Here is a 25,160-nt window from a genome sequence, read left to right as displayed (position 1 = left end):
CCTGATAGCTGCCCGTTCTTAGGCCCCGGACGGGCGGGTCAAGCGGACCCCCACGGCGCGAAGCGCCACCAGGGTCCGCTTGAGGCGACCGTCCGGGGCTAAGAGAATGGGCAGCAGGGGGACGGGGGAACCCAGCGCACCCCCGACGCACCCCGACGACACGTCAGGCCAACGCGGCAAGACGCGGAGCGATCCCCCGGAACGCCTTCCCCCGGTGCGAGATCGCGTCCTTCTCGTCCGGCGACAGCTCGGCGGTCGTCAGAGAAGACCCGGAGGCCACGAAGATCGGGTCGTAACCGAACCCGTTGGTCCCCCGCGGCGACCGCACGACCACGCCGTCGCAGCGACCCTCGGAGGTCCAGGAGGTCCCGTCGGGCAGGGCCAGCGCCGCCACGCACACGAACGCCGCCTGCCGGTGCGAGTCCGGCACGCTCGTCAGCTGCGCCAGAACCAGCCGCAGGTTGGCGCCGTCGTCGCCATGCACGCCGGCCCAGCGGGCGGAGAACACGCCCGGCATCCCGCCCAGCGCGGCCACGGACAACCCCGAGTCGTCGGCCAGCGCGGGCAGCCCCGTCGCCGCGGCCACGGACCGGGCCTTGAGCAGCGCGTTCTCCTCGAACGTCAGCCCGGTCTCCTCGACGTCCTCGACACCGGGGAAGTCCGACACGGCGACCAGCGAGACCGGCTCCCCGGCCGACGACAGGATCCGCGAGATCTCCGGCACCTTGTGCGCGTTGCGGGTGGCGAGCACGACCTTCGGCACAGAGGTCACCCGACCAGCGCCGCGTTCTGCAGGTCGGTCAGCTCCTTGCAGCCGGCGCCGGCCAGCGAGAGCAGCGAGTCGAGCTCCTGCCGGTCGAACGGCGCGCCCTCGGCCGTGCCCTGGACCTCGATGAACCGCCCGTCGCCGGTCATGACGACGTTCATGTCGGTCTCGGCGCGCACGTCCTCCTCGTAGCAGAGGTCGAGCAGCGGGACGCCGTCGACCACGCCGACCGAGATGGCCGACACCGAGTCGGTCAACACCTTCTTGTCCGCCGACACCAGCTTCTCCGAGCGCATCCACTCGACGGCGTCGTGCAGCGCGAGGTAGGCCCCCGTGATGGCCGCGGTGCGCGTGCCGCCGTCGGCCTGCAGGACGTCGCAGTCGATGACCAGGGTGTTCTCGCCGAGCGCGGCGGTGTCGATGATGCCGCGCAGCGACCGGCCGATGAGCCGCGAGATCTCGTGCGTGCGCCCTCCGATGCGGCCCTTGACCGACTCGCGGTCGGAGCGGGTGTTCGTCGACCGCGGCAGCATGGCGTACTCCGCCGTCACCCAGCCGAGGCCCGAGCCCTTGCGCCAGCGCGGCACGCCCTCGGTGACCGACGCGGCGCAGAGGACGCGCGTCTTGCCGAACTCCACGAGCACCGAGCCCTCGGCGTGGTCGAGCCACCCCCGGGTGAGCCGGACGGTGCGGAGCTGATCGGCGCTGCGGCCGTCGATACGGGTCATGCGGCCCAAGCTATCGTCTCGCCGCCGGTCGCAGCGCCGAACCCCCGCTCAGAACGTCCGGATCGCGATCTCCGCCGGCGCCGAGAACAGCGACACCAGCTCGTCGTCCAGTTTCACCAGGGTCAGCGAGACGCCGGCCATGTCGAGCGACGTGCAGTACTCGCCGACGTAGTTGCGCCCGACGGTGATCCCCCGGTCCGACAGCTGCTCGTGCGCCCGCCCGTACAGGAGGTACAGCTCGCTGATCGGCGTCCCGCCCAGCCCGTTGATCATCAGCGCGACGTTGTCGCCGCGCTCGTACGGCAGGTCGGTGACGACGGCCTCGAGCAGCTCGTCGATGATCGTGTTGGCGTCGGCCAGCTTCTCGCGGCGGCGGCCCGGCTCGCCGTGGATGCCGACGCCCATCTCCATCTCGTCGGCGCCGAGCTCGAACAGCGGCGAGCCCTTGGCCGGCGGCGTGCACGACGTCAGAGCCATGCCCATGGTCCGGGTGACGGAGTTGACCTTGTCGCCGATCCGGACGAGCTCGTCCAGGTCGGCGCCCTGCTCCGACGCCGCCCCGACCGCCTTGATGACGAAGAAGTTGCCGGCCACACCACGCCGCCCGACGGTGTACGTGGAGTCCTTCACCGCGACGTCGTCGTCGACCACGACCGTCTTGATGGTGACGCCCTCGGCCTCGGCCAGCTCGCGGCCCATGTCGAACGCCATGCGGTCGCCGGTGTAGTTGTTGATCAGGTGCAGCACGCCCTTCGGCGTGTTCAGCAGCTTGCTGGTCTCGAGCACGTAGTCCATGGGCGGCGCCGAGAACACGTCGCCCGGGCAGGCGGCGTCGAGCATGCCCTTGCCGACCACCATGACGTGCGCCGGCTCGTGTCCCGACCCGGAGCCCTGGATGATCGAGACCTTGTCGTCACTGGGCGCGTCGGCGCGCATGATGAGGTTGTACTCGGGCACGTAGCGCAGCGTGCCGGGGTTGGCCAGGGCGATGCCCTTGAGCATCTCGGGCACGAACTGCTTCGGATCGTTGACGAACTTCTTCACAGCGCCTCCTCCGGCGTGGGCGGGGTGGTGGTCGGGGCTGTGGCGTGGTCCGCCCATCCCCCGGCGACTCGTTCGGCCATGACGGCGACGGCGACGGCGCCCGCGTCGAGCGTGCCGATGCTGCGTTCCCCCGTGTACGCGGCTCGGCCCCGCTTGGCGATCAGCTCCCGCGTCGCCTCCGCCCGTTCGCGGGCCGTCGCCGCCGCCGCGTCCAGGGCCGCCTGCCCGTCCGCGCCGGTGGCCAGTTCGGCCTCGAGCCGGTCGACGGCCGGGATCAGCGCGTCCAGCAGCGTCTTGTCACCGACGTCGGACTGGCCGCGGGTCTTGATCCCCTCGATCGCCGCCCGCAGCATGGTGATGGCGTCCTCCGCGGTGACGGCGGTCTTGTCGCCTGCCGTCGACCCGGCGCGCAGGAACGCCGTCCCCCAGATCGGCCCGGACGTGCCGCCGATGCGCCCGGTGATGGTGATGGCGACCTTCTTGAGGAACGTGCCGACGTCGGTGCGGTCGATCGAGTCCCAGTCGCTCAGCACGATCTCGAAGCCGCGGGCCATCGAGTAGCCGAAGTCGCCGTCGCCGACGACGGCGTCGAGGTCGCCGAAATAGGTCTCGTTGTCGACGGCGGTCTGGGCGATGGTGCGCACGACGTACTCGACGGCGGCGAAACTCTCGTCCATTCATGCCTCCTTCAGCAGCGCGGCCACGTCGTCGAGCGTGATCCACTCGCCGGGCTTCGCGGCGGTGCGGTTCGCGAGCACGGTGGTGTGCTCGCCGTCCGGGTCGCCGAGGGTGCTGACCACCAGGGCGGCCTTTGAGAAGTCCTCGTGCTCGGTGTAGCCGTTGACCGTGACCAGGCAGCGCAGCCCGGCGCCGTCGGCGGCGAGCAGTCCGTTGCGGCTGTCCTCGACGACGACGACGGCGTCGGGCTCGGCTCCGAGCCGGTCCAGCGCGAGCAGGTAGACGTCCGGCGCCGGCTTCTTGCGCGGCACGATGTCGCCGGCCAGGACGGTGAAGTCGGCGGCGCGCTCGTCGCCCACGACGTGCGTGAGGACGGCGCGGACAGACGGTTCGGCCGACGTCGACGCGACGGCGAGCGCCCAGCCCGCCGCGGCCGCCTCCTCGACCAGCCGCGCGACGCCGGGACGCCCGGGCAGCCGGCCCTCGGCGACCATCTCGGTGTAGAGCTGCGTCTTGCGCCGGTGCCAGTGTGCCAGCACCTCGCGCTGCCCGTCCTCGTCCGTGGGCAGCCCGGCCGCGGCGACGAACTCCGGCGTCAGCAGGCTCGCCATCCGCTCCTTGCCGCCGCCGATCAGCAGCTTCTCCGCGTACTCGTCCTCGCTCCACCGCACCGGCAGGCCGAACTCGGCGAACGTCTGGTTGAACGCGGGCAGGTGGCCGTAGCGCTCGGTGTCGGCGAGCACGCCGTCGCAGTCGAAGACCAGCGCGGGCACGCCCGTCACCAGGCCTTCCCGGCGCTGCCGAACTGGCGCATGAAATCCGCCGACATCTCCAGCACGTCGGCGCGGACGGCCGTGAACAGCGACGGCGGATCCCAGCTGTCGCGCTGCTCGGCGTCGCGCAGGAACTCGAGGTGGGACCGCATGAACGTCACCTTGAGCGCGGTCGAGATGTTGACCTTCGCGCACCCGCGGGCGATGAGGTCGGCGAACTGGGCGTGGGTCATGCCGGTGCCGCCGTGCAGGGCGATCGGGATCGGCTCGGCCTCGACGATGTCGGTGACCCGCTGTGCGTCCAGCTTCGGCTCGGCCTTGTAGCGGCCGTGCGCGTTGCCGATGGCCGGCGCGAACACGTCGACCCCCGTGGTGCAGATGAACGTCAGCGCCGTCTCCAGCGACTGCCGTTCCGCCTCCTCGTCGGACCCGATGCCGTCCTCGACGCCGGTGATCGACTCGATCTCGCCCTCGACGTGCGCACCCTGCGCGTGCGCCTCCGCGACGACCTCGACGGTCTGTCGCTGGTTCTCCTCGACCGGCAGCGCGGACGCGTCGAAGAGCACGCTGTTCCAACCCTTGCGCAGGCAGTCGGTGATGACCTGGCGCTCCGGGCAGTGGTCCAGGTGCAGCGCGACCGGGACCTCGATGCCGGCGGTCATCTCGCGCCACATCGCGAACAGCAGGTCCAGCCCGATCGACTTCACCGTCTTCACCGACGTCTGGACGATCACCGGCGCCCGCTCCTGGACGGCCGCCGCGAGGACGGCCTCCATGCTCAGGTCGTTGACGATGTTGATGGCGGCGACGCCGTAGCGCTCGGCGAAGGCGCGGTCCAGGATCTCCCTCGTGGGCACGACGGGCACCGGCCCACCCCCTTCCGTCCTGGCCCGACGCTATTTCCGGGACGGCCTGCGGCGCCTCGGGGAACCTCCCCGTCTGTGTGCGGGATTTCCCTACCTCGGGGCGGGCGCCGACGGCGACAGTTTGCGGGCGCCGACGGCCTCAGCGTGCGGCACCGCGGGCGGCGACCTCGGTGCGGCTGTTCGCCCCGGTCTTGCGCAGGACGGCGCCGACGTGCTTCTCGACGGTCTTGACGGAGATGTTCAGCCGCTCGGCGATCTGCTTGTCGCGCAGGCCGCGTTCCAGCAGGTCACGCACCTCGCGCTCGCGGACGGTGAGGGCGGCGCCGTCCGGGCCGGAGGGCATCGGCCGGGGCAGGCCGTCGCGGACGCTCGCCGAGAGCGTGATGCCGCCGTGCGCCGCCGCCAGCACGGCGCGGGACAGCTCGGGACCGTCGGCGTCGGGCCCCACGCATCCCCGCGCGCCGGCCCGCAGCGCCTGCCCGACGAGCGGGTCGCCGGAGCGCGCCCCCATGAGGACGACCGCCGCCCCGGGGTCCTCGGCGACCAGCTGCCGGGTGCACTCGACGCCGTCGTGCCCGTCGAGGTACGCGTCGACGAGCACGACGTCGGGCTGCAACAGGCGATACGCGTCGAGCAGCGCGTGCGGGCGGTCGATCTCGGCGACCACCTGGACGCCGGGCTCGGCGGCCGTGAGCAGCCGGACCACGCCGGCCCGCGTGACCGGCTGGTCGTCGACGACGAGGACACGCAGCCGGTGCGCCGCCCGGCTCCCCGCCGGGTCGGTGCCGCCGTCGCCGTCCGGCAGGTAGGGCAGGCCGGCGCGGATCTGCGTCCCCCAGCCTGGCGTCGACTCGACGTCGACGGTGCCGCCGTACGTCCGTGCCCGGGCGACGATGCCGCGCAGCCCGAACCCGCCGTGCCCCGGCTCCAGCGTGGCCGCCCGGTCGAAGCCGCGGCCGTCGTCCTGCACGAGCAGCACCAGCCCGTCGGTCCCGTACACGATGCCGACCCGCGCCGACGCCGCGCCCGCGTGCTGGACGATGTTGGTGAGCGCCTCTTGGGCGATGCGGAACGCCTGGTGCGCGACCTCGGACGTCAGCGGCGCCGGCCGCCCGGCGACGACCAGCTTGGCGTCGAGGTTGCCGGTGGCGCGGGCCCACGCGACCTCGACGCCGATGGCCTCCTCGAGCGAGTGCCCCTCGAGCAACGACGGCGGCAGCCCCAGCGCCGTCCGCCGCGACTCCGCGAGCGCGCTCCGTGCCGCCTCCCTCGCCGCCGCCAGCTGCCCGCCGTCGGTGCCTGCGGCGTCGACGCCCTCCAGGTGCACGAGCACGGCTGCCAACCCCTGCGCGACGCTGTCGTGGACCTCGCGGACCAGCCGCTCGCGCTCGGCGGCCGTGGCCTCGGCGCGGGTGCGCTCCTCGAGCTGCTCGTGCATGCGCGCATTGATGATCGCGATGGCGGCATGCTTGGCGAACAGTTCCAGCAGCCGCGCGTCGTCGTCGGTGAACGCACGGTCGGGGTCGCGGCTGAACACGATGCACGCCCCGATGACCGCGCCGCGCCAGGCGATCGGCACCCCCACGACCCCGTGCAGGGTGGCGCGGTCGGCCGGCGCGACGTGCCCGCCCGGCACCTGCGCGTACTCGTCGAACACGAGCGGCGCGCGGGCCGCGACGACGGCGCCGGTCATGCCCTCGGACAGCGGGAAGCTGCGGCCCGACTGGCAGGCGATGCCGAAGTCGGCCTCCTTGCGGTACACGCCCGCGGTCTCGTCGACGCTGCAGATCGAGCCCGCGTCGGCGCCGAGGAGTTCGACCGAGCGGCGCAGGATGCGGTCGAGCAGCGGGCGGAGCGAGAACTTCCCGGCCAGGTCCTCGACCACGGACGCGAGCGCGTCGGCCTGCGCCTGGGCCTGGCTCTGGTCGTGGGTCGTCACGGCCCCTCCACGGCGGTGTGGGAAGCACTCGTCCTGGCATCGTACGGCCGCCTCGCGCCGAACCGGCCCCATAGCCCCACGTTGATCGTGGAGAAGGCGCGTGGTTCCGGTCCGATCTGCCCGATGAGTCCCGCGCTTGCTCCACGATCAACGTGGACTGTGGGGCGGGGCGGGGGGCGACGGGCGGTCGGCGACTCCGGCGCGGCGGAGGAGCCGGCGGCTCATCACGAGGACGCACGGACGTGACCCGCCGGCGAACAGCACGGATCGCCTGCGTACCGAGGGTGTGTCGGGTTACGTTCGAGACTGTGCAGCGCAGGGCGGCGCCGAAGCATCGCCGGGCGCCCCGGACCGGGGCTCCTGGCCGTCGCAGGCTGTTCGCGGCCGCCGGGATCGCCGGCGAGCTGCTGCTGACCGCCGGCGCGCTCGTTCTGCTGTTCGTCGTCTACACGTTCTGGGGCACCGGGCTGCAGACGGCGGCAGCCCAGGACGACCTGCGCGACCAGTTCGAGCAGCACCTGCTCGACCGCACCGAGCAGCAGCCGACGGGCACCGAGACCGACGCGCAGACCGACGCCGATGCCGAGGCCGAACCGGGGCCCGAGCCGCTCGAGCTGGGCGACGCCTACGGCATCCTGCGCATCCCGCGCTTCGGCGACAGCTGGGAGCGCATCGTCCTCGAGGGCACCGAGCCCGGCGACCTCAAGGACGGCCCCGGCCACTACGTCGACAGCGTCGACCCCGGCCAGCTGGGCAACGTCGCCATCGCGGCGCACCGGTCCGGGCACGGCGAGCCGTTCGCGCGCTTCGCGGAGCTGCGCGAGGGCGACATCGTCGAGATCGAGACGGTCGACGGCGTGTTCCGGTACGAGCTGGACGACGCGCCCGACGGCGACGACGACGGCAACGTCATCGAGTCGACGGAGCTGTGGGTGGTCGACCCGGTCCCCGGCGAGCCCGACGACACCGAGCCCACCGAGGCCCGGCTGACGCTGACGACGTGCTGGCCGCGGTGGGGGTCGGAGAAGCGGATGTTCGCCACCGGAGTGCTGGTCGACGAGCGGCCCCGGGATCAGTAGAGCATCAGCGGGTAGACCTCGAAGGCGGACGCGTACCGGACACCGAGGCGAGCGCCCGCCAGCCGGCCGAACATGCCGAGGAACTCCGACGGCTCCGGGTGGCCGGGCAGCGCGCCCAAGTAGCCAGCGTGTGCCTCGAGCGACCGGACGCCCAGCTCGAACGTCTCGGAGATGTCGGCGCCGTGCCGCGCTTCGGGCGAGCCGGCCGCCCAGATGGCCCGCACCTTGTTCCACGGCTCGAGGTCCTCGTCGAGCAGCTCGGTGAACACCCAGCGGTTGCCGGCGTCGCGGGCGCCGTCCAGCACGGCCTTGCCGACGGCGATGTGGTCGGCCTGGTTCAGCATGACGCCGCCGAACGTCTCGTGGAAGTTGCCGGTGATGACGATGTCGGGACGGTGCCGGCGGATCACGCGGGAGATGTCGCGGCGCAGCGGCAGGCCGTACTCGACGACGCCGTCGGGGTAGCCGAGGAACTCGACGACGTCGACACCGACGACGGCGGCGGCGTCGCGCTCCTCCTTCTCGCGCAGCGGGCCGGTCTGCTCCGGCGGCATGGAGTCGATGCCGGCCTCACCGCTGGTGACCATGCAGTACACGACCTGCTTGCCCTGGCCGGTCCAGCGCGCGATGGCCGCGGCGGCGCCGTACTCGACGTCGTCGGGGTGCGCGGCGATGACGAGGGCACGCTCCCAGTCCTCGGGCAGCGGCTCCAGCGGCGTCGTCGGCATCGGGAACGGCGGCTCCGGCAGCGGCTCGGACTCGGGCACGACCGTGTTCTCCGTCATCAGACCTCCCAGCGTCCCCCCGGCACGGCGAGCTCGACCGGGCCGTCGTACACCGCGCTCGCATGCTCGGCCGCACGCTGCGGGTCGCCCCATGGTGGCACGTGCGTGACGACGAGGCGACGCACCCCCGCCGCGGCGGCGTGCTCGCCGGCCTCGCGCCCGGTCAGGTGGATGCCGGGCGGGTTGTCGGCGCCGTCGGCGTAGGCGGCCTCGCAGAGCAGCAGGTCGGCGCCGCGGGCCAGCTCGACCAGCGCCGGCGTGGCCGCGGTGTCGCCGGAGTACACGAGCGACCGGCCCTCGTGCTCGACGCGGACGGCGTACGCGGGAACCGGGTGCTCGACCCGCACCACCCGGACGGTCAGCGGCCCGACGGCGATCGCATCGGCCGGCGAGGCGGGGTAGGTCCGGAAGTCGAACTCGCCGGACAGACCCGGATCGGGCTCTTTGCCGTACGCGGCGGCCATGCGCTCGGCCGTCTCGTCGGGCCCGTAGACCGGGACCCGCCGCGGCGACGGCACGCCGTAGCGCAATGCGACGTACAGCCCGCACAGGTCCATGCAGTGGTCCGGGTGCAGGTGACTGAGGACGACGGCGTCGAGCTCGGCCAGCCCGGCCACGCCCACGAGCCGCTGCAGCGGGCCGAGCGCGCCGTTGCCGAGGTCGAGCACCAGACGCGTGCCGTCGGCCTCGACCAGGTAGCCGGACGCGGCCGAGTCCGGCCCGGGCATCGATCCCGAGCATCCCAGGACGGTGAGCCTCAAGACCCGACCGCCAGGTTGCGTCCGACCACCGGCAGCTCGGACGTCTCCTCGACCGACGCGATCTCGGGGCCCAGGAAGCGGCGGCCCAGCTCGCGGAACGGGCGCGCGTCGCCGGTGGAGCGGAATTGGTGCGTCGGCGCCGGCAGCTCGTCCGAACGCATCAGCCGGTGGTCGGCGAGCGTGCGGTAGACGTCCTTCGCGGTCTCCTCGGCGCTGCTGACCAGCGTGACCGCCTCGCCCATGACGTACGAGACGACGCCGGTGAGCAGCGGGTAATGGGTGCAGCCGAGGACCAGGGTGTCGACGCCCGCGTCACGCACCGGTTCCAGGTACTCGCGGGCGACGGACTCCAGCTCGGGCCCGTGGGTGACGCCGGCCTCGACGAACTCGACGAAGCGCGGGCAGGCCTGCGTGGTGATGGTCAGGTGCGGCGCGGCGGCGAAGGAGTCCTCGTAGGCGCGCGACGTGACGGTGGCGCGGGTGGCGATGACGCCGACGGTGTTGTTGCGGGTGGCGGCGACGGCACGGCGCACGGCCGGCTGGATGACCTCGACGACGGGGATGTCGTAGCGCTCGCGGGCGTCGCGCAGAACCGCGCTGCTGGCCGAGTTGCACGCGATGACCAGCATCTTCACGCCCTCGTCGACGAGGGTGTCCATGACGTCGAGGGCGAACTCGCGCACCTGCGCGATGGGCCGCGGCCCGTACGGTCCGCGCGCGGTGTCGCCGACGTACAGGACGGGCTCGTGCGGGAGCTGGTCGAGCACGGCCCGGGCGACCGTCAGACCGCCCACTCCGCTGTCGAAGATCCCGATCGGTGCGTCGTTCATCGGAGCAAGAGCGTACGCCGACCGGCGGACGGTGGAGCCCGGACGTGGCGAACGCCACGCCGCCGCTTGGGCGCTCAGGCCCGGCGGTAGTCGAGGACGACGTGGCCGCTGCCGAAGGTCTGCACGTCGGTGAGCTCGAACGCGACCGGAGCGAATCCCGTCGTGAACAGCGGCACCCCGGACCCGATGACCACGGGGTACTGCTTGACCACCATGCGGTCGATCTCGGGCAGCAGCGCCCCGGCCAGTCCGGCGCCGCCGGCGAGGTAGATGTCGAGCTCGGAGTCCTCGGCCTTGAGCCTGCGCACGAGCTCGACCGGGTCACCGTCGACGACCGTGACGGCGGGATCGGGCGACTCGAGCGACTGCGAGACGACGTACTGCCGCAGGTGGGCGTACGGGCTGGTGATGCCGACGTCGAGCGCGGGCTGGTAGGTGCGCCGTCCCATGACGATGGTGTCGAACCGCGAGTTCGGGGCGTCCGCGATGCGGCCGAGCTGCCGGGCGTGACTCGGCAGGGCGTCGCCGTACTGGGCGAACATCCAGGTCGTGTACTCGTCGGACATCGGGAAGAAGTCGACCTCGTCGCCCGGACCGGCGATGAACCCGTCGATGGACGTGCCGATGTAGTAGACCAGCTGGCGCATCAGAGAACGGTACGTCAGGCCCAGAGCTGGCCGTCGAGCCGGTCCTCGGCCTCGTCGACGGTGCCCTCGTAGGCGCCGGTCGACAGGTACTTCCAGCCGCCGTCGGCGACGATGAACGCGATGTCGGCGCGGCGGCCCGCGTCGACCGCCTTGCGAGCGATGCCCAGCGCGGCGTGCAGCACGGCGCCGGTCGAGATGCCGGCGAAGATGCCCTCGTGCTCGAGCAGCTGCCGCGTGCGCTCGACGGCGTCGTGCGGGCCGACCGAGAAGCGAGAGGTCAGCACCGTCTCGTCGTACAGCTCGGGCACGAAGCCCTCGTCGAGGTTGCGCAGGCCGTAGACCAGCTCGCCGTAGCGCGGTTCCGCGGCGACGACCTGCACGTCGGGCAGCTTCTCGCGCAGGTAGCGGCCGACGCCCATCAGCGTCCCCGTGGTGCCCAGGCCGGCGACGAAGTGGGTGATCTCGGGCAGGTCCTCGAGCAGCTCGGGGCCGGTGGTCTCGTAGTGGGCCAGCGCGTTGCCGGGGTTGCCGTACTGGTAGAGCATGACCCATTCGGGGTGCTGCTCGGCGAGCTGCTTGGCGACGCGGACCGCCTCGTTGGAGCCGCCCGCCGCCGGCGACGGGATGATCTCGGCGCCCCACATGCGCAGCAGCTGGCGCCGTTCCTCGGACGTGTTCTCGGGCATGACGCAGACCATGCGGTAGCCCTTGAGCTTCGCCGCCATGGCCAGCGCGATGCCGGTGTTGCCGGACGTCGGTTCCAGCAGCGTGGCGCCGGGCGTGAGCCGTCCGTCGGCCTCGGCCGCCTCGATCATCCGCAGCGCCGGGCGATCCTTCACCGAGCCGGTCGGGTTGCGGTCCTCGAGCTTCGCCCACAGCCTGACCTCGGGTGACGGCGACAGCTTCGGCAGCCCGACCAGCGGCGTCCGGCCGAGGGAGTCGAGCAGGGAGTCGTAGCGCATGCTGCCTGTCAGCTGCCTGTCAGCTGCCTGTCAGCTGCCGCCGGCGACGGCCGGCAGGACGGTGACGTTGTCGCCGTCGTTCAGGGGCGTCTTCTCGGCGCCGAGGAAGCGGACGTCCTCGTCGTTCACGTAGACGTTGACGAACCGGCGCAGCGAGCCGTTCTCGACCAGTCGCTCGCGCAGTCCCGGGTGCCGGCTCTCGAGGTCGTCGATGAGCGCGGCCAGCGTGTCGCCGGTGCCCTCGACGGTCTTCGCGCCACCGGTGTACTGGCGCAGGATCGTGGGGATGCGGACCTCGACGGCCATCGTACGGCTCCTGGACTCTTCGCTCGGGTGTGTCACTGGGGGCAACGGCGGTGCAGGGTCCCATCATTCCCCATCGGTGACCTGCACTTCCTCCTCGGTCACCACGCCGTCCACGATCCGGAACGACCGGAACTCGTGTGTGTCGTCGTCACGGGTCGAGACGAGGACGTAGTGCGCGCCCGGCTCGTTGGCGTAGGCGATGTCCGTGCGCGACGGGTACGCCTCGGTGGCCGTGTGCGAGTGGTAGATGACGACCGGCTCCTCGTCGTTGTCGTCCATCTCGCGGTAGAGCCGCAGCAGGTCCATCGAATCGAACTCGTAGAACGTGGGCGAACGGGCCGCGTTGAGCATCGGGACGAACCGCTCCGGCCGGTCGCTGCCCTCCGGCCCGGCGATGACGCCGCACGCCTCGTCCGGGTGATCCTTGCGGGCGTGCTCCACGATGGCGTCGACGAGGTCACGGCGGATACTCAGCACGCCTGCCAGGATACGGAGCCCCTGTTCGCCCGGGTTCCCCGTCCCCCTGCTGGAGGGAGGGAGCGGGCGCGCCTCGCGGCCCGGCGCCGGCCGTTCTTCACCAGCGCCGGCCGTCTTCACTTGCGCCCGCCGTCTCCACCAGCGCCCACCGTCTTCACCAGCGCCCGCCGTCTCCACTTGCGCCAGCCGTCTCCACTTGCGCCAGCCGTCCTCACTTGCGCCCGCCGTCTCCACCAGCGCCCACCGTCTCCACCAGCGCCCACCGTCTCCACCAGCGCCCACCGTCCTCACCACCGCCAGCCGTCTCCACTCGCGTCCATCGTCTTCACTTGCCCCAGCCGTCTCCACTCGCGTCCACCGTCTCCACTCGCGTCCACCGTCTCCACTCGCGTCCACCGTCTCCACTAGCGCCGACCGTCTCCACTAGCGCCCGCCGTCTTCACTTGCGCCGGCCGTCTTCTGCACCCGAATCCCGGCCCGGAAGACGGCCCCCGATAGTGAAGACGGTTCCGGCCGGTGAAGACCCGGCCCGGCCCGCGTCCTGGGCGTGACATGCACCCGGGCCTGAGGCACGCCACACAGCCGAGAGCCACGACGCGCGTCACACCCACCACGCGCGCCACACCCAGGTCGCCCCGCCCGTCTTCTTCACTTGCGCCGGCCGTCTTCTGCACCCGAATCCCGGCCCGGAAGACGGCCCCCGATAGTGAAGACGGTTCCGGCCGGTGAAGACCCAGCCCGGCCCGCGTCCTGGGCGTGACACGCACCCGGGCCTAAGGCACGCCACACAGCCGAAAGCCACGACGCGCGTCACACCCCACCACGCGCGCCACACCCAGGACACCCCGCCCGTCGCCGGACTCCCCGTCGCCCTGACAACTGCCCCGTTCGACGTCGCGAATCCGCGTGGCACGCGGTCCCCAAGGGCGCCCAGCGCCCACCGGTCCGCCTGGTGCGCGGATCGGCGGCGACGAGAATGGGCAGCAGGGGGCGGAAACCCCGCCTACTCCAGCGCCGAGGACAGGGTCCGGACCAACGTCTCCTGGACCCAGCCGAGCCAGTCGTACACGTCGTGGACGTGGCGGCGGGGGTCGTTCTCGTCGAGCGACATCCAGTCGTCCTCGTCGGCCTCGGTGACGCCGAGGCGGGTGCCGAGCGCCAGCCGCAGGTCGGTCAGGGTGCGCAGCCAGGCCTCGGACTCGCCCGGATCGAGCTCGATGCGGATCTTCTCGCGTTCCTTCTCCGACACTCCGGCGCCGTCGGCCGTGGCCAGCGACGCGAGCACCGTCGCTGCCGTCGCGGCCTTGCGGTCGCGCAGGCCGCGCTCGGTGAAGCGGCGGAAGTCCGATGCGGCCTCGGTGTCCTCGCGGTAGCCGTCGGGGAACAGCCGCAGCAGCACCGGGTCGGTGGGTCGCGACGGCGCCTCGTCGGCGAGGCCGAGCTCGGCGGCCCAGCGGTCGCCGGCCTTGAGGTCGGCCGGGTCGTCGCGCACGAGCTCGAGCAGCTGCCCCACGAGGGAGCGCAGCAGCTCGACCTCGACGACGTGGAACGACGCGGCGACGACGCCTCCGCGCGCGCGACGGAACGCGGTGCTCAGACTCGGTCCCCCGCCTTCTGCAGCGTGGCCCACAGGCCGTAGGAGTGCATCGCCTCGACGTCGCGCTCCATCTCTTCACGCGTGCCGGAGGACACGACCGCCTTCCCCTTCTCGTGCACGTCGAGCATCAGCTTCTCGGCCTTGGTCTTCGGATACGCGAAGTATGCCTGAAAGACGTAGGTGACATAGGACATGAGGTTGACCGGGTCGTTCCACACCACGGTGACCCAGGGCACGTCGGCCTTGGGGACCTCCTCGGCCTCCGGGCGCTCGATCTCGACGGGTGCGGTCATCACGGCCCCCAATGGTGTCATCTTCCGGCCATCACCCCGCGCCGTCCTTGCGCTGACATGCACAACCGTGCCCTGAACCGGGGTTGTTCCCACCGGCCCACGACATCTCATCATCCACCCCGCGCCACGCCTTCGCCAGTCTCGGCGTGATCCGGGCCATTCGTTGCGCAGCCGCATACTCTGGTGCTTGTGTCGGCTACGACGGCCCTGCTCACCGACCATTACGAGCTGACGATGCTGCAGGCGGCGCTCGCCCGGGGCACCGCCGGGCGGCGCTCGGTGTTCGAGGTGTTCGCCAGACGCTTACCCGGTGGTCGCCGGTACGGCGTGGTCGGCGGCACCGGCCGGCTGCTCGACGCGATCGAGCGGTTCCGGTTCGACGACGACACCCTCGCCTTCCTCGAGCGGAATGCCGTCGTCGACGGGGCGACGCTCGCCTGGTTGTCCGATTACCGGTTCACCGGCGACGTCTGGGGCTACGGCGAGGGCGAGACGTACTTCCCGAACTCGCCGCTGCTGGTCGTCGAGTCGACGTTCGCCGAGGCGGTCCTGCTCGAGACGCTGGCGCTGTCGGTGCTCAACTTCGACTCCGCGGTCGCGACGGCGGCGTCCCGGATGACGACGGCGGCAGGGTCCCGTCCGTGCATCGAGATGGGGTCGCGGCGCACCCACGAGCAGGCCGCCGTCGCCGCCGCGCGGGCCGCCTACATCGCCGGCTTCGCCACCACCAGCAACCTCGAGGCCGGCCACACCCATGGCGTTCCCACCGCGGGAACCAGCGCGCACTCGTTCACGCTCCTGCACGACACCGAGCGCGACGCGTTCACGGCCCAGGTCGACTCCCTGGGCAAGGGCACCACGTTGCTGGTCGACACCTACGACGTCGACGAGGCGGTCCGGCTGGGCGTCGAGATCGCCGGGCCGGAGCTGGGCGCGGTGCGCCTCGACTCCGGCGACCTGCTGTCGCTGGCCGGCGAGGTCCGAGCCCTGCTCGACTCCCTCGGCGCCCGCGACACCCGCATCGTCGTCACCAGCGACCTCGACGAATACGCCATCGCGGGCCTGGCCGCCGCCCCCGTCGACGCGTACGGCGTCGGCACCCGGGTGGTGACGGGGTCCGGCTCGCCGACCGCGGGCATGGTCTACAAGCTGGTGGCCCGCGAGGACGACGACGGCACGCTCGTCTCCGTCGAGAAGAAGAGTCCCGACAAGGTCAGCCACGGCGGCCGCAAGTTCGCGCTGCGCCGCCGCAACCGCCGCGGGATCGCCGAGGCCGAGGTCATCGGCGTTGGACGGGAACCCGTCGACGACGGCGACGACCGTCCGTTGCTCATTCCCCTGGTCCGCGACGGCGAGACCGTCGGCCGCGAGCCGCTGGCCGCCGCCCGCGGGCGCCATCACCGGTCCCGTGCCGAGCTTCCCCGCACCGCGCTGCAGCTGTCGCGCGGTGAGCCCGCCATCCCGACCCGCTGGGAGGATCGCTCATGAAGCGCGCACTCATCGTCGTCGACGTCCAGAACGACTTCTGCGAAGGCGGCAGCCTCGCCGTCGCGGGCGGCGCCGACGTCGCGTTCGGCATCGCCGAGGTGCTCAAGCGCTGGTCCGAGGCCGACCCGTGGGACCGCCCGTACGACTACGTCGTCGCCACCCGCGACCACCACATCGACCCCGGCGACCACTTCTCCGACTCCCCGGACTTCGTCGACAGCTGGCCGCGACACTGCGTGGCCGGGACCGACGGCGTCGCGTTCCACCCGAACCTCGACCCGCAGCCGTTCGACGCCGTCTTCGACAAGGGCGAGTACCAGGCCGCCTACTCCGGCTTCGAGGGCACGTCGCACGACGGCGTCGGGCTGGCCGACTGGCTGCGCCGGCACGAGGTCGGCACCGTCGACGTCGTCGGCATCGCCACCGACCACTGCGTCCGGGCGACGGCGCTCGACGCCGCCCGTGCGGGGTTGAGCACGACGGTGCTGCTCGACCTCACCGCCGGGGTCGCGGCGCGGAGCACCGTGGCGGCTCTCGACGAGATGCGCGGGGCCGGCGTGCGGCTCGAGGGCGAGCCGATCGTCCGCTGACGCCGTCCGCTGATCAAGCGGTTCGGGCGACGGTGGCCTCGCGCGCGTCGAGCAGCTCGTCCCAGTGCTCGGCGCCCCATTCGCACAGCGCCTCGACGACCGGGAGCATGCTGCGCCCCAGCGGCGTCAGCGCGTACTCGACGTGCCGCTCCGGGCCGGGCCGCTCGGCACGGGTGACCATGCCGTCGCGCTGCAGGTTCCGCAGCGACGCGGTCAGCGACTTGGCGCTGACGGCGCGCAGCGGGATGCGCAGCTCGGAGAACCGGCGCGGGCCGTCCTCGAGGCAGCGGATCACCATGCCGGCCCACTTGTCGGCGAACCGAAGCGGCATCAGCGTCGACGGGCAGACGGGGTCGAACATGTCGGGATCGAGCGGCGTACGCATGCTGTAACACTCCTCACGTCTCGGGCCGTGCACGCAGGGCCCTCACTCCGGTCATCCGACAGTCTCGACCCTCAACAGGCACGGTACTGACCTCGGTGGTCACCCCGGGGTGACCGGGTGCTCGCCTAGCGTCCGCGCCATGACGACGATCGCGGTGTTCGGGGCCGGCGGACGGGCCGGTCGGGCGGTGCTGGCCGAGGCGGCGGCGCGCGGGTGGACGGTGACGGCGGTGGTGCGCGACCCCGCGCGGCATCCGGACCTGGGCGACCACGGCGGCAGCGTGCGGCTGGTGGCCGGCGACGTGACCGACGCCGACGCCGTCGCGACCCTGTCGGCGGGGCACGACGCAGCCGTCCACGCGGCGGCCGACCTCGGGGTGCCCGCCGCTCGGTTCTTCCCCGCGGCGGCGACCGCGCTGCTCAGCGGCCTGACCACGGCGGGCGTGCGGAGGCTGGTCGCCGTCGGGCTGGCCTCGCAGCTGCCGGACGTGACGGGGACACCGCTGATCGACACGCCCGGCTACCCGTCCGAGCACCGCGAGTTCATGATCGGCCACGGCGCCGGGCTGGACGTCTTCCGCACCGCGCTCACCAGCCTCGACTGGCTCGTGATCGCCCCGGCGGGCGATTTCGACCACGGCGGCCCGCGGATCGGCCGCTACCGGTTCGTCCCTGGTGACGCCGCCAGCCGCATCTCGTACGCGGACCTCGCGGTCGCCGTCGCCGATGAGCTGGAGCGGCCGCGGCACCACCGGCTGGCGCTGGGCGTGGAGGGCGCCGGATAGGGTCGGCTGGCGTGACCCCTGCCGTGTGGATGATCGCCGGCGCGCCCGGCGCCGGGAAGACCACCGTGGCGCGCAAGCTGGCCGCCCGTCTCGACCCCGTCCCCGCTCTGCTGGACAAGGACACCGTCTACGCGCCATTCGTGGTGGCGACGCTGGAGGCCAACGGGCGGCCGTTCGGCGAGCGCGAGGGCCCCTGGTACGACGAGCACATCAAGGTGCACGAGTACGCCGGCCTCGCCGACACCGCCGCCGAGGTCCGGTCGGCCGGCTGCCAGGTGATCCTGGTCGCCCCGTTCACCGGCCAGACCCGTTCGCTGGACGGCTGGGCGGCGTACGTGCGGCGGCTGGGTGGTGATCCGGTGCACCTGCTGTGGGTGCGGTCCGACGGCGACACGTTGCGTGAGCGGATCATGGGCCGCGGCCACGACCGCGACGGGCAGAAGCTGGCGAACTTCGAGGAGTTCACCGCCGCGACCCTGCCCGACGTCGCGCCGCCCGCGCCGCACACCGAGATCGACAACCGCCGCGGCGCGCCGCCGCTCGACGACCAGCTGGCCGCCCTGCTCGCCCGGGCCCGGTAGCGCGGCCGTTGTCGGTCCCCGCCCCTCGGGTGGGATTTCACCAGGATCGGGGCGGGGACCACCCGACGACCCGCGCGACGTCCGCGCCTTCTCGCCCCCTTGCATGAGCCCCTCGACGCGTCACCGCCGGGTGGTGCGTCCAGATGCTCATCGCGAAGGGGCGACGGTGACCTCGACGGGTGGCATCCGGGCCGTGTCGACGATCGGCCGCTCGCCCAGCGGGTCGCCGAGCTCGACGGTGACCGGCGTGGGCGGGTTGCCCTGGCAGTGCGCACCGCCCTCGACCTCGCGCACCCCGGCGACGAGCCGCACCTCGTCGGCCGCCTCGTCGACGAACACCCTGACCCGGCCGGTCGCCGGCTGACCGGATGCGCAGGCCTGCTCCACCACGAGCAGTGACAGCGTGGTGTCGTCGGCCGCCGGCAGGGCCGCCGGGTCGAGCAGCACCGTCGCGGGCCCGAGCCCGGCGAGCTCGGCCCGCAGCGCGCACGGGCCGGCCGAGACGACCTGCCAGACCCCGTCCACCGGCGCCACGACCAGGCGTTCGTGATCGCGGACCTCGCCGTCCAGGAGGTCGGGCGGGTCGAGCGGACGGACCGCGCCGAGCTGCTCGTCGCCGATGTCGAGCGCGCGCCACTCGTCGAGCCGGTCGGTGGCGGCCGCGAACGCGTCGACGCCCGGGTGGTCCAGGCCGTCGACCGGTGGCGCCTCGTCCCACGCCGCAGCGGTGGTGGTGACGCCGAAGCAGTCGTAGACCACCGCCGCCGGGTCGGACGGAGCCGCCACGTCGGGTTCGGCGCCCTCGGACCCGCAGGCCGCCACCGTCAGGAGCACGGCGGCCGGCCAGCACGGCCCGCGTGTGGCTCGGCGGGTCCTCGTCATCGTGGCCTCCGGTCCGTGGCTGATCAGGGGAAGAGCCGCTCCAGCACCTGGGCGACCCCGTCCTCGTCGTTCGAGGCGCAGCGGTGGGTGGCGGCGGCGACGGCGTCGGGGTGGGCGTTGCGGACGGCGTACGAGGTGCCGGCCCAGGTGAGCATGGGCACGTCGTTGGGCATGTCGCCGAAGGCGACCACGTCGTGGGCGTCCACCCCCAACGAGCCGCACAGCGCGGCCAGGGCGGACGCCTTCGAGACGCCGGCCCGGCTGACCTCGAGGACGGGCGCGTGCCCCGAGTACGTCGCGGCCGCCAGCGAGCCGACCACCGCCGCCGCGCGCGAGACGAACTCGCGCGCGTCCAGTTCGGGATGCGTGACCACCAGTTTCGACACCGGCTCGGCGAGCAGCTCCTCCAGCGAGGCGATCACCGTGCCGTCGGGCGCCGGCCAGGTACCGCGGAACGAGGGCTCCTGCCCGAACGTCAGCCGCCGCTCGATGGCGAAGGTCGCGCCCGGCACACTGGCGCGGATCGCCCGCGCGACCTCGAGCGCGACGTCGCCGGGCAGGCCGTGCTCCTCGACCACCTCGCGGCGCCGCACGTCGTAGACCAGGGCGCCGTTCGCGCAGATGGCCAGCCCGTGCGACCCGACCTCCGAGGCCAGGACGTCGATCCAGCGCGGCGGCCGGCCGGACACGAAGACGACCGTCGCGCCGGACTCCTCGGCCCGCGCCAGCACCGCCCGGGTGCGCGGGGACACCGTCCCGTCGCTGTGCAGCAGGGTGCCGTCGAGGTCTGTGGCCACGACCTTCGGCGGCCCGGAGCGCGAGCCGCTCATCCCGGCAGCGTCAGCCCGGACTGGACGGCGAAGACCACCAGTTGGGCACGGTCGCGGGCGTGCAGCTTCACCATGGCCCGCGACACGTGGGTGCGGACGGTGGCCGGGCTGACGACGAGCTCGGCGGCGATCTCGTCGTTGGACCGGCCGGTGGCGACCCAGGCGACGATCTCGCGCTCGCGCTCGGTCAGCCGGGCCAGCTCCGGGTGCGGCGCGCTGGCCGGCACGTCGCGGGCGCTGAACTGCTCGATGACGCGGCGGGTGACCGACGGCGACAGCAGGCTGGCGCCGTCGGCGACCACCCGGATGGCGTGCAGCAGCTCCTCGGGCGGCGAGTCCTTGAGCACGAACCCGCTGGCCCCGCCGCGCAGCGCCTCGAACACGTACTCGTCGAGCTCGAACGTCGTCAGCACGATGACCTTCACCTCCGCGAGCGAGGGATCGGAGGTGATCTCGCGCAGCGCCGCCAGCCCGTCGAGCACCGGCATGCGGATGTCCATGAGCACGACGTCGGGCTTCGTGCGGCGGACGAGGTCGACGCCGGCCTTCCCGTCGGCGGCCTCGCCGGCCAGCTCGGTGTCGTCCTCGGTCTCCAGGAGCGTGGTCAGTCCCATGCGCACCAGCGCCTGGTCGTCGACCACCGCAACCCGGATCACGCCATCGCCCGCACCGTCGCTCATGACGTCGATCCTGACATGTCCGGCTGACGGTCCGCGTGGGCGAGGGGCAGCCGGGCGTGGACGGCGAACCCGCCGCCCGCGCGCGGACCGGCCTGCAGCCGCCCGCCGAGCGCCTCGGCCCGGGCGCGCATGCCCGCGATCCCCGTCCCCGACCCATCGGGCGACGACGGCGTCAGCCGCGGTTCCGTACCGGGCGCGGCCCCGACGCCGCCGCCGACGCCGTTGTCGCTCACGTCCAGCAGCAGCTCGCCGGCCGAGCGCCGGATGCTCACCTCGGCCCGGGTGGCGGCGGCGTGGCGCAGCACGTTCGTGAGCGACTCCTGCACGATCCGGTAGGCGGCGACGTCGACGTCCGGCGGGAGGTCGGCGTCGGCCCCTGAGAGGTCCGCCGTCACTTCGACCCCGCCGGCCCGGATGCGGTCGAGCAGCACGCCGACCTCGGACAGGCCGGCGACCGGCCGGCGCGGCGCGGCGTCGGTGACCGGGCTGCGCAGCACCTGCAGCTCGGCGCGCAGGCCGTCGAGCGAGGACCTGCTGGTGTCGCGGATCGCCTCGAGCGCCGCCCGCACCTTCTCGGGGTTGCGGTCGAGCACGTGCAGCGCGACGCCGGCCTGCATGGCGATGACGGCGAGCCCGTGGCCGACGGAGTCGTGCAGCTCCTGCGCCATGCGCAGCCGCTCCTCCGACACCGCGCGCCGGGCCAGCGCCGCACGGACGTCGGCCTGCGACTCGCGCCGCGTCTTCAGCGCCGCGCCGATGGCCAGCGGCGCGGCGAACGCGGCCAGCGAGCCGATGGTGCCGGCGCTGGCCTGCCGCCAGAAGTCCCCGGACTCGTCGATCAGGCGCGACACCGACACCACGGCGATGAGCACCCAGTACCCGCCGATCCAGCGCACCGCCGTCCGCAGCGGCAGCTCGTAGCCGAACGTGAAGCTGACCACCAGGATGGTGAACATGATCGGCCCGTAGGCGTAGCCGGCGGTGAGGTAGGACAGCACGGCCGCGCCGCTGACCACGAGGACGGTGCGCGGATAGCGGCGGCGCAGCACGAACGGCAGCGTCGCGAGCACCACCAGTCCGTACGCGAGCGCGTCGGCGTCGCGGCCGGCGTCGTCGGCGGCGCTGGCCCCGTGGGTGCCGGCGATGCAGATGAACAGCAGGAACAGCGCGATGCCCACGTCGGGCAGCGACATCCTCAACCGGGCGAACGTCTTCACGCACCTCATCCTCTTCGTGTCCGGCCGTGCACGACACACGTGGTCTCTCCAGTCGTCCGCTCGACCGACGACTTGGGGAGCCTCCGGCCCCCCGCTCCTCGGCGGTGTGCAAGGCCCTCCACAGGACCCTAGGACCGCCGCCCGGCTCGCGGCGTCGGCAACGGGGCGTAACCGCACTACGCGGATCTGCGTACGTGTGATGCCGCTCCACGGCCGACGCGGGTGACGGTGCCTGCGCGGGAGCGTGGAGCCATGACGAACACCATCGTGGTCACCGACCGGCTGACCAAGCGCTACGGCGACCGGCTCGCCGTGAGCGACGTGAGCCTCACCGTCCGCAGCGGCGAGGTGTACGGCTTCCTCGGACCCAACGGAGCCGGCAAGACGACCACGCTGCGCATGCTGCTCGGCCTGGTCCGTCCCACCAGCGGGACCGCGACGATCCTCGGGCACGCGCCCGGCGAGACCGGCGCGACGTCGCGCATCGGCGCGCTGGTCGAGGGCCCGGGCTTCTACCCGTACCTCTCCGGCCGCGACAACTTGCGCGTCATGGCCCGCTACCAGGGCGTCTCGGACCGCGCCGCCGACGAGGCGCTCGCGCGGGTCGACCTCGCCGACCGCGGCGGCGACGCGTTCAAGTCGTACTCGCTGGGCATGAAGCAGCGGCTCGGCGTGGCGTCGGCGCTGCTCGGCGAGCCGGACCTGCTGGTCCTCGACGAGCCGACGAACGGCCTGGACCCGGCCGGCATGGCCGACATGCGCAAGCTCGTCGTCGACCTCGCGAAGCAGGGCCAGACGGTGCTGCTGTCGAGCCACCTGCTGGCCGAGGTCCAGGAGATCTGCGACCGCGTCGGCGTCATCGCGCACGGCCGGCTGCTCGCCGAGAGCACCGTCGCCGAGCTGCGCGGCGCCAGCACCCTGCTGGTCCGCGCGCACCCGGTCGACCTCGCGCTCTCGGTGTCGATGCGGGTGGCCGGCGACGACGCCGTCCAGCTCATCGACGACGGGGTTCGGCTGGAGCTGCCCGAGGAGCGCGCCCCCGAGCTCGCCCGCGCGCTGGTCGAGGCCGGCGCCGACATCCACGAGATCCGGCCCTCGGAGCGGTCCCTGGAGGACGTGTTCTTCGAGATGACGGCGGACCACTCGGACCACTCTGACCCGGAGGAGAACCGATGAGCACCGCGACGATGACCAGCGCGCCCGCCGCCCGGAGCGGCTCGGTGCGATCCGCGACGGGCCCGCTGGGCGGCCTGGTCGCCAGCACCCGGGCCGAACTGCTGCGGCTGCGCAAGTGGCCCGCCGTCTGGGTCCTGGCGACGGTGTGGCTGCTGCTCAACCTCACCTTCGCCTACCTCTTCAACTACATCGCCTACGCGACCGGCTCGTCCGGCTTCTCCAACGAGGGCGTCCCGCCGGACGCGCTGCTGCCGGACCTGCTGCCCGCGGCGATCCCGTCGGTCCTCACCGGCGGCATGCCGATGTTCGGCGGCGCCATCATGTTCATCCTCGGCGCGCTGGCCGCAGGCAGCGGCTTCGGCTGGGGCACCTGGAAGACCGTGCTCACGCAGCGTCCGCGCCGGCTGCCGGCGTTCGGCGGCACGCTGGCCGCCGTCGGCGTGGCGGTCGTCGGGGTGGTCGCGGCGACGCTGGTCCTCGACGTCGCGACGTCGACGCTGATCGCCGTCGTCGAGGGGCAGAGCATCGTGTGGCCGGCCCTCGGCCCGCTGGCCGAGTCGGCCGCCGGCGCGCTGCTGATCTTCGGGATGTGGGCGGCGGCCGGCGTGCTGGTCGGCGTGCTGACCCGCAGCCCGGCGCTGGCGGTCGGCCTCGGGCTGGTGTGGTCGCTGGTGGTCGAGAACCTGCTTCGGGGCGTCGGCAACCTGCTCAGCGGCATCGAGTACGTGACCGACGTGCTGCCGGGGACGGCAGCGGGTTCGCTGGCCGGCGCACTGGGCGCCGGCGGCGCGGGCGACCCGGACGGCGCGCCGGGCGTGCTGACCGTGCTCGACGGCGGGCCGGCGGCGCTGCTGGTGGCCGCCTACCTGGTGGTCTTCGCCGCGGTGGCGGCGCTGCTCATGCGCCACCGTGACGTGGTGTGACGCCGTCGCCGGCCGGTGATCGGACCCCGGCCGGCGATCAGGCGATCACGGGAGCGGGCGGCCCTGGGCCGTCCGCTCCGCCGTGGTCACTCCCGCGCGCTGATCTGCATCTCCAGCGATACGTCGGTGCCGATCTCGCCCTGGTCGGAGCCGTCCTCGACCAGGAGCAGGATGCTGTTTGAGCCGGTGCTGGAGCCGCTGACCGCCATCGGGAAGCTCAGGCTGCCGCTGCTGGTCCCCGAGCCGGTGCCGGTGCCCTCGAGCACCTCGATGGTCGCGGTGCCCTGCTCGAGGGTGGTGGGCTGGGCCTGCTGCGTCACCTCGGTCTCGAACGCGTACGCGTCGCCGTCGAACTCGGTGAGCCGGTAGGTGGTGGTGCTGCAGAAGACGACCCCGTTGGAGTCGATGGCCGTGGTGACGTCCCAGACGGCGCCGACGCCGACCGGGTCCGTGGGCAGCGGCATGGCCAGCTGCTCGAGCTGGGCGCCCATCTGGCCGATGGCCGCCCCCAGCGCGGGGTCGACGCCCGTGGTGTCGATGGTGCCGTCGATGAACACCCCGCTGCGGTTGGTGGTGACCGTGCTGGTGAGTCCGACCATGGACTCCATGGTCGCCTGCAGCTGGGGATCGTCGGACTCGAACTCGGCGCGGTCGTAGACGACCGACATGGAGATCTGCTCGTCGGTGACCTCGTCGACGGTGACCGCGAGACCGAAGATCATGGGCGGGATCTGCTGCGGCGGCTGGGCCTCGCCGTCGAGGGTCTGCGTCGACTCGGAGAGGATGCGCATGTCGAGCTCGACGGTGTCGCCGGCGGTGGGCGAGAGCTCCATGACGGAGCGCGGCTCCGCCCCCGGGTCGGTGACGGTGACCTGGGGCGGGCCGTCGGCGGCGCAGGAGGCGTCGTCGTCGGCCGCCGGCTCCTCGGTCGGCTCCTGCGTGGGCCCGGGCTGCTCGGACGCCTCGGCCGTCGGTTCGGAGGTCTCGGCAGCGGACCCGCCGTCGGAGTCGTCGCCGCAGCCGGCGAGGACGAGCAGGACAGCGGCCAGTGGCAGGCAGCCGGTGATGCGGCGCACGGAGGCTCCTCGGAGGA

The 25,160-nt window shown here is 72.9% G+C and carries 29 protein-coding genes; 7 read left to right on the top strand and 22 right to left on the bottom strand.

What is annotated here, in order from left to right; translation table 11 throughout:
* Window positions 1-163: 163 nt before the first annotated feature.
* The 7 genes from rdgB to E1212_RS14020 all read right to left on the bottom strand — a co-directional run bounded on the left by rdgB (window position 164) and on the right by E1212_RS14020 (window position 6,794).
* A complete protein-coding gene (gene rdgB, locus E1212_RS14050) occupies window positions 164-763 on the bottom strand; it encodes an RdgB/HAM1 family non-canonical purine NTP pyrophosphatase (protein ID WP_131983459.1) in 600 nt (199 codons plus the stop codon).
* Window positions 764-768: 5 nt separating this feature from the next.
* Window positions 769-1,494, bottom strand: a complete 726-nt coding sequence (gene rph, locus E1212_RS14045) for a ribonuclease PH (RefSeq protein WP_131983436.1) — start codon at window positions 1,492-1,494, stop codon at window positions 769-771.
* Between the two features lie 48 nt (window positions 1,495-1,542).
* Entirely contained in the window at window positions 1,543-2,538 is a 996-nt protein-coding gene (dhaK, locus tag E1212_RS14040) for a dihydroxyacetone kinase subunit DhaK (protein WP_131983434.1), read from the bottom strand.
* A complete protein-coding gene (dhaL, locus tag E1212_RS14035; RefSeq protein ID WP_131983432.1) occupies window positions 2,535-3,215 on the bottom strand; it encodes a dihydroxyacetone kinase subunit DhaL in 681 nt (226 codons plus the stop codon). The genes dhaK and dhaL overlap by 4 nt, the downstream gene beginning before the upstream one ends.
* Window positions 3,216-3,998 carry an HAD-IA family hydrolase gene (locus tag E1212_RS14030; protein WP_203416847.1) on the bottom strand — a complete coding sequence of 261 codons (783 nt, stop codon included), beginning with the start codon at window positions 3,996-3,998 and terminating at the stop codon, window positions 3,216-3,218. It lies immediately after the preceding gene.
* A complete protein-coding gene (locus E1212_RS14025) occupies window positions 3,995-4,855 on the bottom strand; it encodes a class II fructose-bisphosphate aldolase (RefSeq protein WP_131983430.1) in 861 nt (286 codons plus the stop codon). Before E1212_RS14025 ends, E1212_RS14030 begins: the two co-directional genes overlap by 4 nt.
* Window positions 4,856-4,994: 139 nt before the next feature.
* Window positions 4,995-6,794, bottom strand: coding sequence for a hybrid sensor histidine kinase/response regulator transcription factor (locus E1212_RS14020; protein WP_162605466.1), 1,800 nt, complete (start codon window positions 6,792-6,794; stop codon window positions 4,995-4,997).
* A 308-nt stretch (window positions 6,795-7,102) separates the two neighbouring features.
* Here E1212_RS14020 and E1212_RS14015 point away from each other — a divergent pair, with 308 nt between their 5' ends.
* Window positions 7,103-7,873, top strand: coding sequence for a class E sortase (locus E1212_RS14015; RefSeq protein WP_162605465.1), 771 nt, complete (start codon window positions 7,103-7,105; stop codon window positions 7,871-7,873).
* Here E1212_RS14015 and E1212_RS14010 read toward each other — a convergent pair.
* The 9 genes from E1212_RS14010 to clpS all read right to left on the bottom strand — a co-directional run bounded on the left by E1212_RS14010 (window position 7,867) and on the right by clpS (window position 14,531).
* A complete protein-coding gene (locus tag E1212_RS14010; protein WP_131983456.1) occupies window positions 7,867-8,601 on the bottom strand; it encodes a PIG-L deacetylase family protein in 735 nt (244 codons plus the stop codon). The two genes, E1212_RS14015 and E1212_RS14010, sit on opposite strands and share 7 nt — an antisense overlap.
* 56 nt (window positions 8,602-8,657) lie before the next feature.
* The gene (locus tag E1212_RS14005) at window positions 8,658-9,419 is read right to left on the bottom strand and encodes an MBL fold metallo-hydrolase (protein WP_131983424.1); all 762 of its coding nucleotides are present in this window, start codon (window positions 9,417-9,419) and stop codon (window positions 8,658-8,660) included.
* Window positions 9,416-10,249, bottom strand: coding sequence for a glutamate racemase (gene murI, locus E1212_RS14000; RefSeq protein ID WP_131983422.1), 834 nt, complete (start codon window positions 10,247-10,249; stop codon window positions 9,416-9,418). Before murI ends, E1212_RS14005 begins: the two co-directional genes overlap by 4 nt.
* Before the next feature lie 74 nt (window positions 10,250-10,323).
* Entirely contained in the window at window positions 10,324-10,896 is a 573-nt protein-coding gene (locus E1212_RS13995) for a dihydrofolate reductase family protein (RefSeq protein ID WP_131983420.1), read from the bottom strand.
* Between the two features lie 14 nt (window positions 10,897-10,910).
* Entirely contained in the window at window positions 10,911-11,858 is a 948-nt protein-coding gene (locus E1212_RS13990) for a PLP-dependent cysteine synthase family protein (protein ID WP_131983418.1), read from the bottom strand.
* A 30-nt stretch (window positions 11,859-11,888) separates the two neighbouring features.
* On the bottom strand, window positions 11,889-12,164 hold the full coding sequence (locus E1212_RS13985; protein ID WP_131983416.1) for a MoaD family protein: 276 nt from the start codon (window positions 12,162-12,164) through the stop codon (window positions 11,889-11,891).
* Window positions 12,165-12,227: 63 nt separating this feature from the next.
* Window positions 12,228-12,650, bottom strand: coding sequence for a M67 family metallopeptidase (locus E1212_RS13980; protein ID WP_131983454.1), 423 nt, complete (start codon window positions 12,648-12,650; stop codon window positions 12,228-12,230).
* A 994-nt stretch (window positions 12,651-13,644) separates the two neighbouring features.
* Window positions 13,645-14,271: a DUF2017 domain-containing protein gene (locus E1212_RS13975; protein WP_131983414.1), complete on the bottom strand. Its 627-nt coding sequence runs from the start codon at window positions 14,269-14,271 to the stop codon at window positions 13,645-13,647.
* Window positions 14,235-14,531 carry an ATP-dependent Clp protease adapter ClpS gene (clpS, locus tag E1212_RS13970; protein ID WP_131983452.1) on the bottom strand — a complete coding sequence of 99 codons (297 nt, stop codon included), beginning with the start codon at window positions 14,529-14,531 and terminating at the stop codon, window positions 14,235-14,237. Before clpS ends, E1212_RS13975 begins: the two co-directional genes overlap by 37 nt.
* A gap of 189 nt (window positions 14,532-14,720) precedes the next feature.
* Here clpS and E1212_RS13965 point away from each other — a divergent pair, with 189 nt between their 5' ends.
* Window positions 14,721-16,019, top strand: a complete 1,299-nt coding sequence (locus tag E1212_RS13965) for a nicotinate phosphoribosyltransferase (protein ID WP_238992341.1) — start codon at window positions 14,721-14,723, stop codon at window positions 16,017-16,019.
* Window positions 16,016-16,609 carry an isochorismatase family protein gene (locus tag E1212_RS13960; protein WP_131983410.1) on the top strand — a complete coding sequence of 198 codons (594 nt, stop codon included), beginning with the start codon at window positions 16,016-16,018 and terminating at the stop codon, window positions 16,607-16,609. The genes E1212_RS13965 and E1212_RS13960 overlap by 4 nt, the downstream gene beginning before the upstream one ends.
* A gap of 13 nt (window positions 16,610-16,622) precedes the next feature.
* Here E1212_RS13960 and E1212_RS13955 read toward each other — a convergent pair whose 3' ends face one another.
* Window positions 16,623-16,994, bottom strand: coding sequence for a winged helix-turn-helix transcriptional regulator (locus E1212_RS13955; RefSeq protein WP_131983408.1), 372 nt, complete (start codon window positions 16,992-16,994; stop codon window positions 16,623-16,625).
* A 139-nt stretch (window positions 16,995-17,133) separates the two neighbouring features.
* On the opposite strand from E1212_RS13955, the gene E1212_RS13950 reads away from it, so the two are divergent.
* On the top strand, window positions 17,134-17,778 hold the full coding sequence (locus E1212_RS13950; RefSeq protein ID WP_131983406.1) for an NAD(P)-dependent oxidoreductase: 645 nt from the start codon (window positions 17,134-17,136) through the stop codon (window positions 17,776-17,778).
* Window positions 17,779-17,789: 11 nt separating this feature from the next.
* Complete coding sequence (locus E1212_RS13945; RefSeq protein ID WP_203416843.1) at window positions 17,790-18,359, top strand: P-loop nucleotide/nucleoside kinase family protein; 570 nt, start codon at window positions 17,790-17,792, stop codon at window positions 18,357-18,359.
* A gap of 147 nt (window positions 18,360-18,506) precedes the next feature.
* Here the strand turns inward: E1212_RS13945 and E1212_RS13940 are convergent, their stop codons facing one another.
* The 4 genes from E1212_RS13940 to E1212_RS13925 are packed head-to-tail and all read right to left on the bottom strand — an operon-like array spanning window position 18,507 to window position 21,968.
* On the bottom strand, window positions 18,507-19,241 hold the full coding sequence (locus tag E1212_RS13940) for a hypothetical protein (RefSeq protein ID WP_131983404.1): 735 nt from the start codon (window positions 19,239-19,241) through the stop codon (window positions 18,507-18,509).
* Between the two features lie 23 nt (window positions 19,242-19,264).
* Complete coding sequence (locus tag E1212_RS13935; protein WP_131983402.1) at window positions 19,265-20,071, bottom strand: HAD family hydrolase; 807 nt, start codon at window positions 20,069-20,071, stop codon at window positions 19,265-19,267.
* Entirely contained in the window at window positions 20,068-20,727 is a 660-nt protein-coding gene (locus E1212_RS13930) for a response regulator transcription factor (RefSeq protein ID WP_131983448.1), read from the bottom strand. The genes E1212_RS13935 and E1212_RS13930 overlap by 4 nt, the downstream gene beginning before the upstream one ends.
* A gap of 20 nt (window positions 20,728-20,747) precedes the next feature.
* The gene (locus E1212_RS13925) at window positions 20,748-21,968 is read right to left on the bottom strand and encodes a sensor histidine kinase (RefSeq protein ID WP_131983400.1); all 1,221 of its coding nucleotides are present in this window, start codon (window positions 21,966-21,968) and stop codon (window positions 20,748-20,750) included.
* A 252-nt stretch (window positions 21,969-22,220) separates the two neighbouring features.
* On the opposite strand from E1212_RS13925, the gene E1212_RS13920 reads away from it, so the two are divergent.
* Together E1212_RS13920 and E1212_RS13915 are read left to right on the top strand one after the other, a co-directional pair.
* Window positions 22,221-23,144, top strand: coding sequence for an ATP-binding cassette domain-containing protein (locus tag E1212_RS13920; RefSeq protein ID WP_131983398.1), 924 nt, complete (start codon window positions 22,221-22,223; stop codon window positions 23,142-23,144).
* The gene (locus E1212_RS13915) at window positions 23,141-24,067 is read left to right on the top strand and encodes an ABC transporter permease (protein WP_162605464.1); all 927 of its coding nucleotides are present in this window, start codon (window positions 23,141-23,143) and stop codon (window positions 24,065-24,067) included. Before E1212_RS13920 ends, E1212_RS13915 begins: the two co-directional genes overlap by 4 nt.
* An 86-nt stretch (window positions 24,068-24,153) precedes the next feature.
* Here E1212_RS13915 and E1212_RS13910 read toward each other — a convergent pair whose 3' ends face one another.
* Window positions 24,154-25,143 (bottom strand): hypothetical protein, encoded by a 990-nt coding sequence (locus tag E1212_RS13910; protein WP_131983396.1) that lies wholly within the window; start codon window positions 25,141-25,143, stop codon window positions 24,154-24,156.
* Window positions 25,144-25,160 lie beyond the last annotated feature (17 nt).

The organism is Jiangella ureilytica (assembly GCF_004348545.1).
In the GTDB taxonomy this organism is placed as follows: domain Bacteria; phylum Actinomycetota; class Actinomycetes; order Jiangellales; family Jiangellaceae; genus Jiangella; species Jiangella ureilytica.
Note: the sequence above shows the minus strand (reverse complement) of the source record. Positions and strands in the feature narration are given on the sequence as shown.

Coding starts and splice junctions, on each gene's coding strand:
- E1212_RS13995 (WP_131983420.1), bottom strand. CDS start 10,896: ATGCGCCAGCTGGTCTACTACATCGGCACGTCCATCGACGGGTTCATC.
- E1212_RS13915 (WP_162605464.1), top strand. CDS start 23,141: ATGAGCACCGCGACGATGACCAGCGCGCCCGCCGCCCGGAGCGGCTCG.
- E1212_RS13935 (WP_131983402.1), bottom strand. CDS start 20,071: ATGAGCGGCTCGCGCTCCGGGCCGCCGAAGGTCGTGGCCACAGACCTC.
- rph (WP_131983436.1), bottom strand. CDS start 1,494: ATGACCCGTATCGACGGCCGCAGCGCCGATCAGCTCCGCACCGTCCGG.
- E1212_RS13940 (WP_131983404.1), bottom strand. CDS start 19,241: ATGACGAGGACCCGCCGAGCCACACGCGGGCCGTGCTGGCCGGCCGCC.
- E1212_RS13960 (WP_131983410.1), top strand. CDS start 16,016: ATGAAGCGCGCACTCATCGTCGTCGACGTCCAGAACGACTTCTGCGAA.
- E1212_RS14010 (WP_131983456.1), bottom strand. CDS start 8,601: ATGCCGACGACGCCGCTGGAGCCGCTGCCCGAGGACTGGGAGCGTGCC.
- E1212_RS13985 (WP_131983416.1), bottom strand. CDS start 12,164: ATGGCCGTCGAGGTCCGCATCCCCACGATCCTGCGCCAGTACACCGGT.
- E1212_RS13990 (WP_131983418.1), bottom strand. CDS start 11,858: ATGCGCTACGACTCCCTGCTCGACTCCCTCGGCCGGACGCCGCTGGTC.
- E1212_RS13920 (WP_131983398.1), top strand. CDS start 22,221: ATGACGAACACCATCGTGGTCACCGACCGGCTGACCAAGCGCTACGGC.
- dhaL (WP_131983432.1), bottom strand. CDS start 3,215: ATGGACGAGAGTTTCGCCGCCGTCGAGTACGTCGTGCGCACCATCGCC.
- E1212_RS13950 (WP_131983406.1), top strand. CDS start 17,134: ATGACGACGATCGCGGTGTTCGGGGCCGGCGGACGGGCCGGTCGGGCG.
- E1212_RS13955 (WP_131983408.1), bottom strand. CDS start 16,994: ATGCGTACGCCGCTCGATCCCGACATGTTCGACCCCGTCTGCCCGTCG.
- murI (WP_131983422.1), bottom strand. CDS start 10,249: ATGAACGACGCACCGATCGGGATCTTCGACAGCGGAGTGGGCGGTCTG.
- clpS (WP_131983452.1), bottom strand. CDS start 14,531: ATGACCGCACCCGTCGAGATCGAGCGCCCGGAGGCCGAGGAGGTCCCC.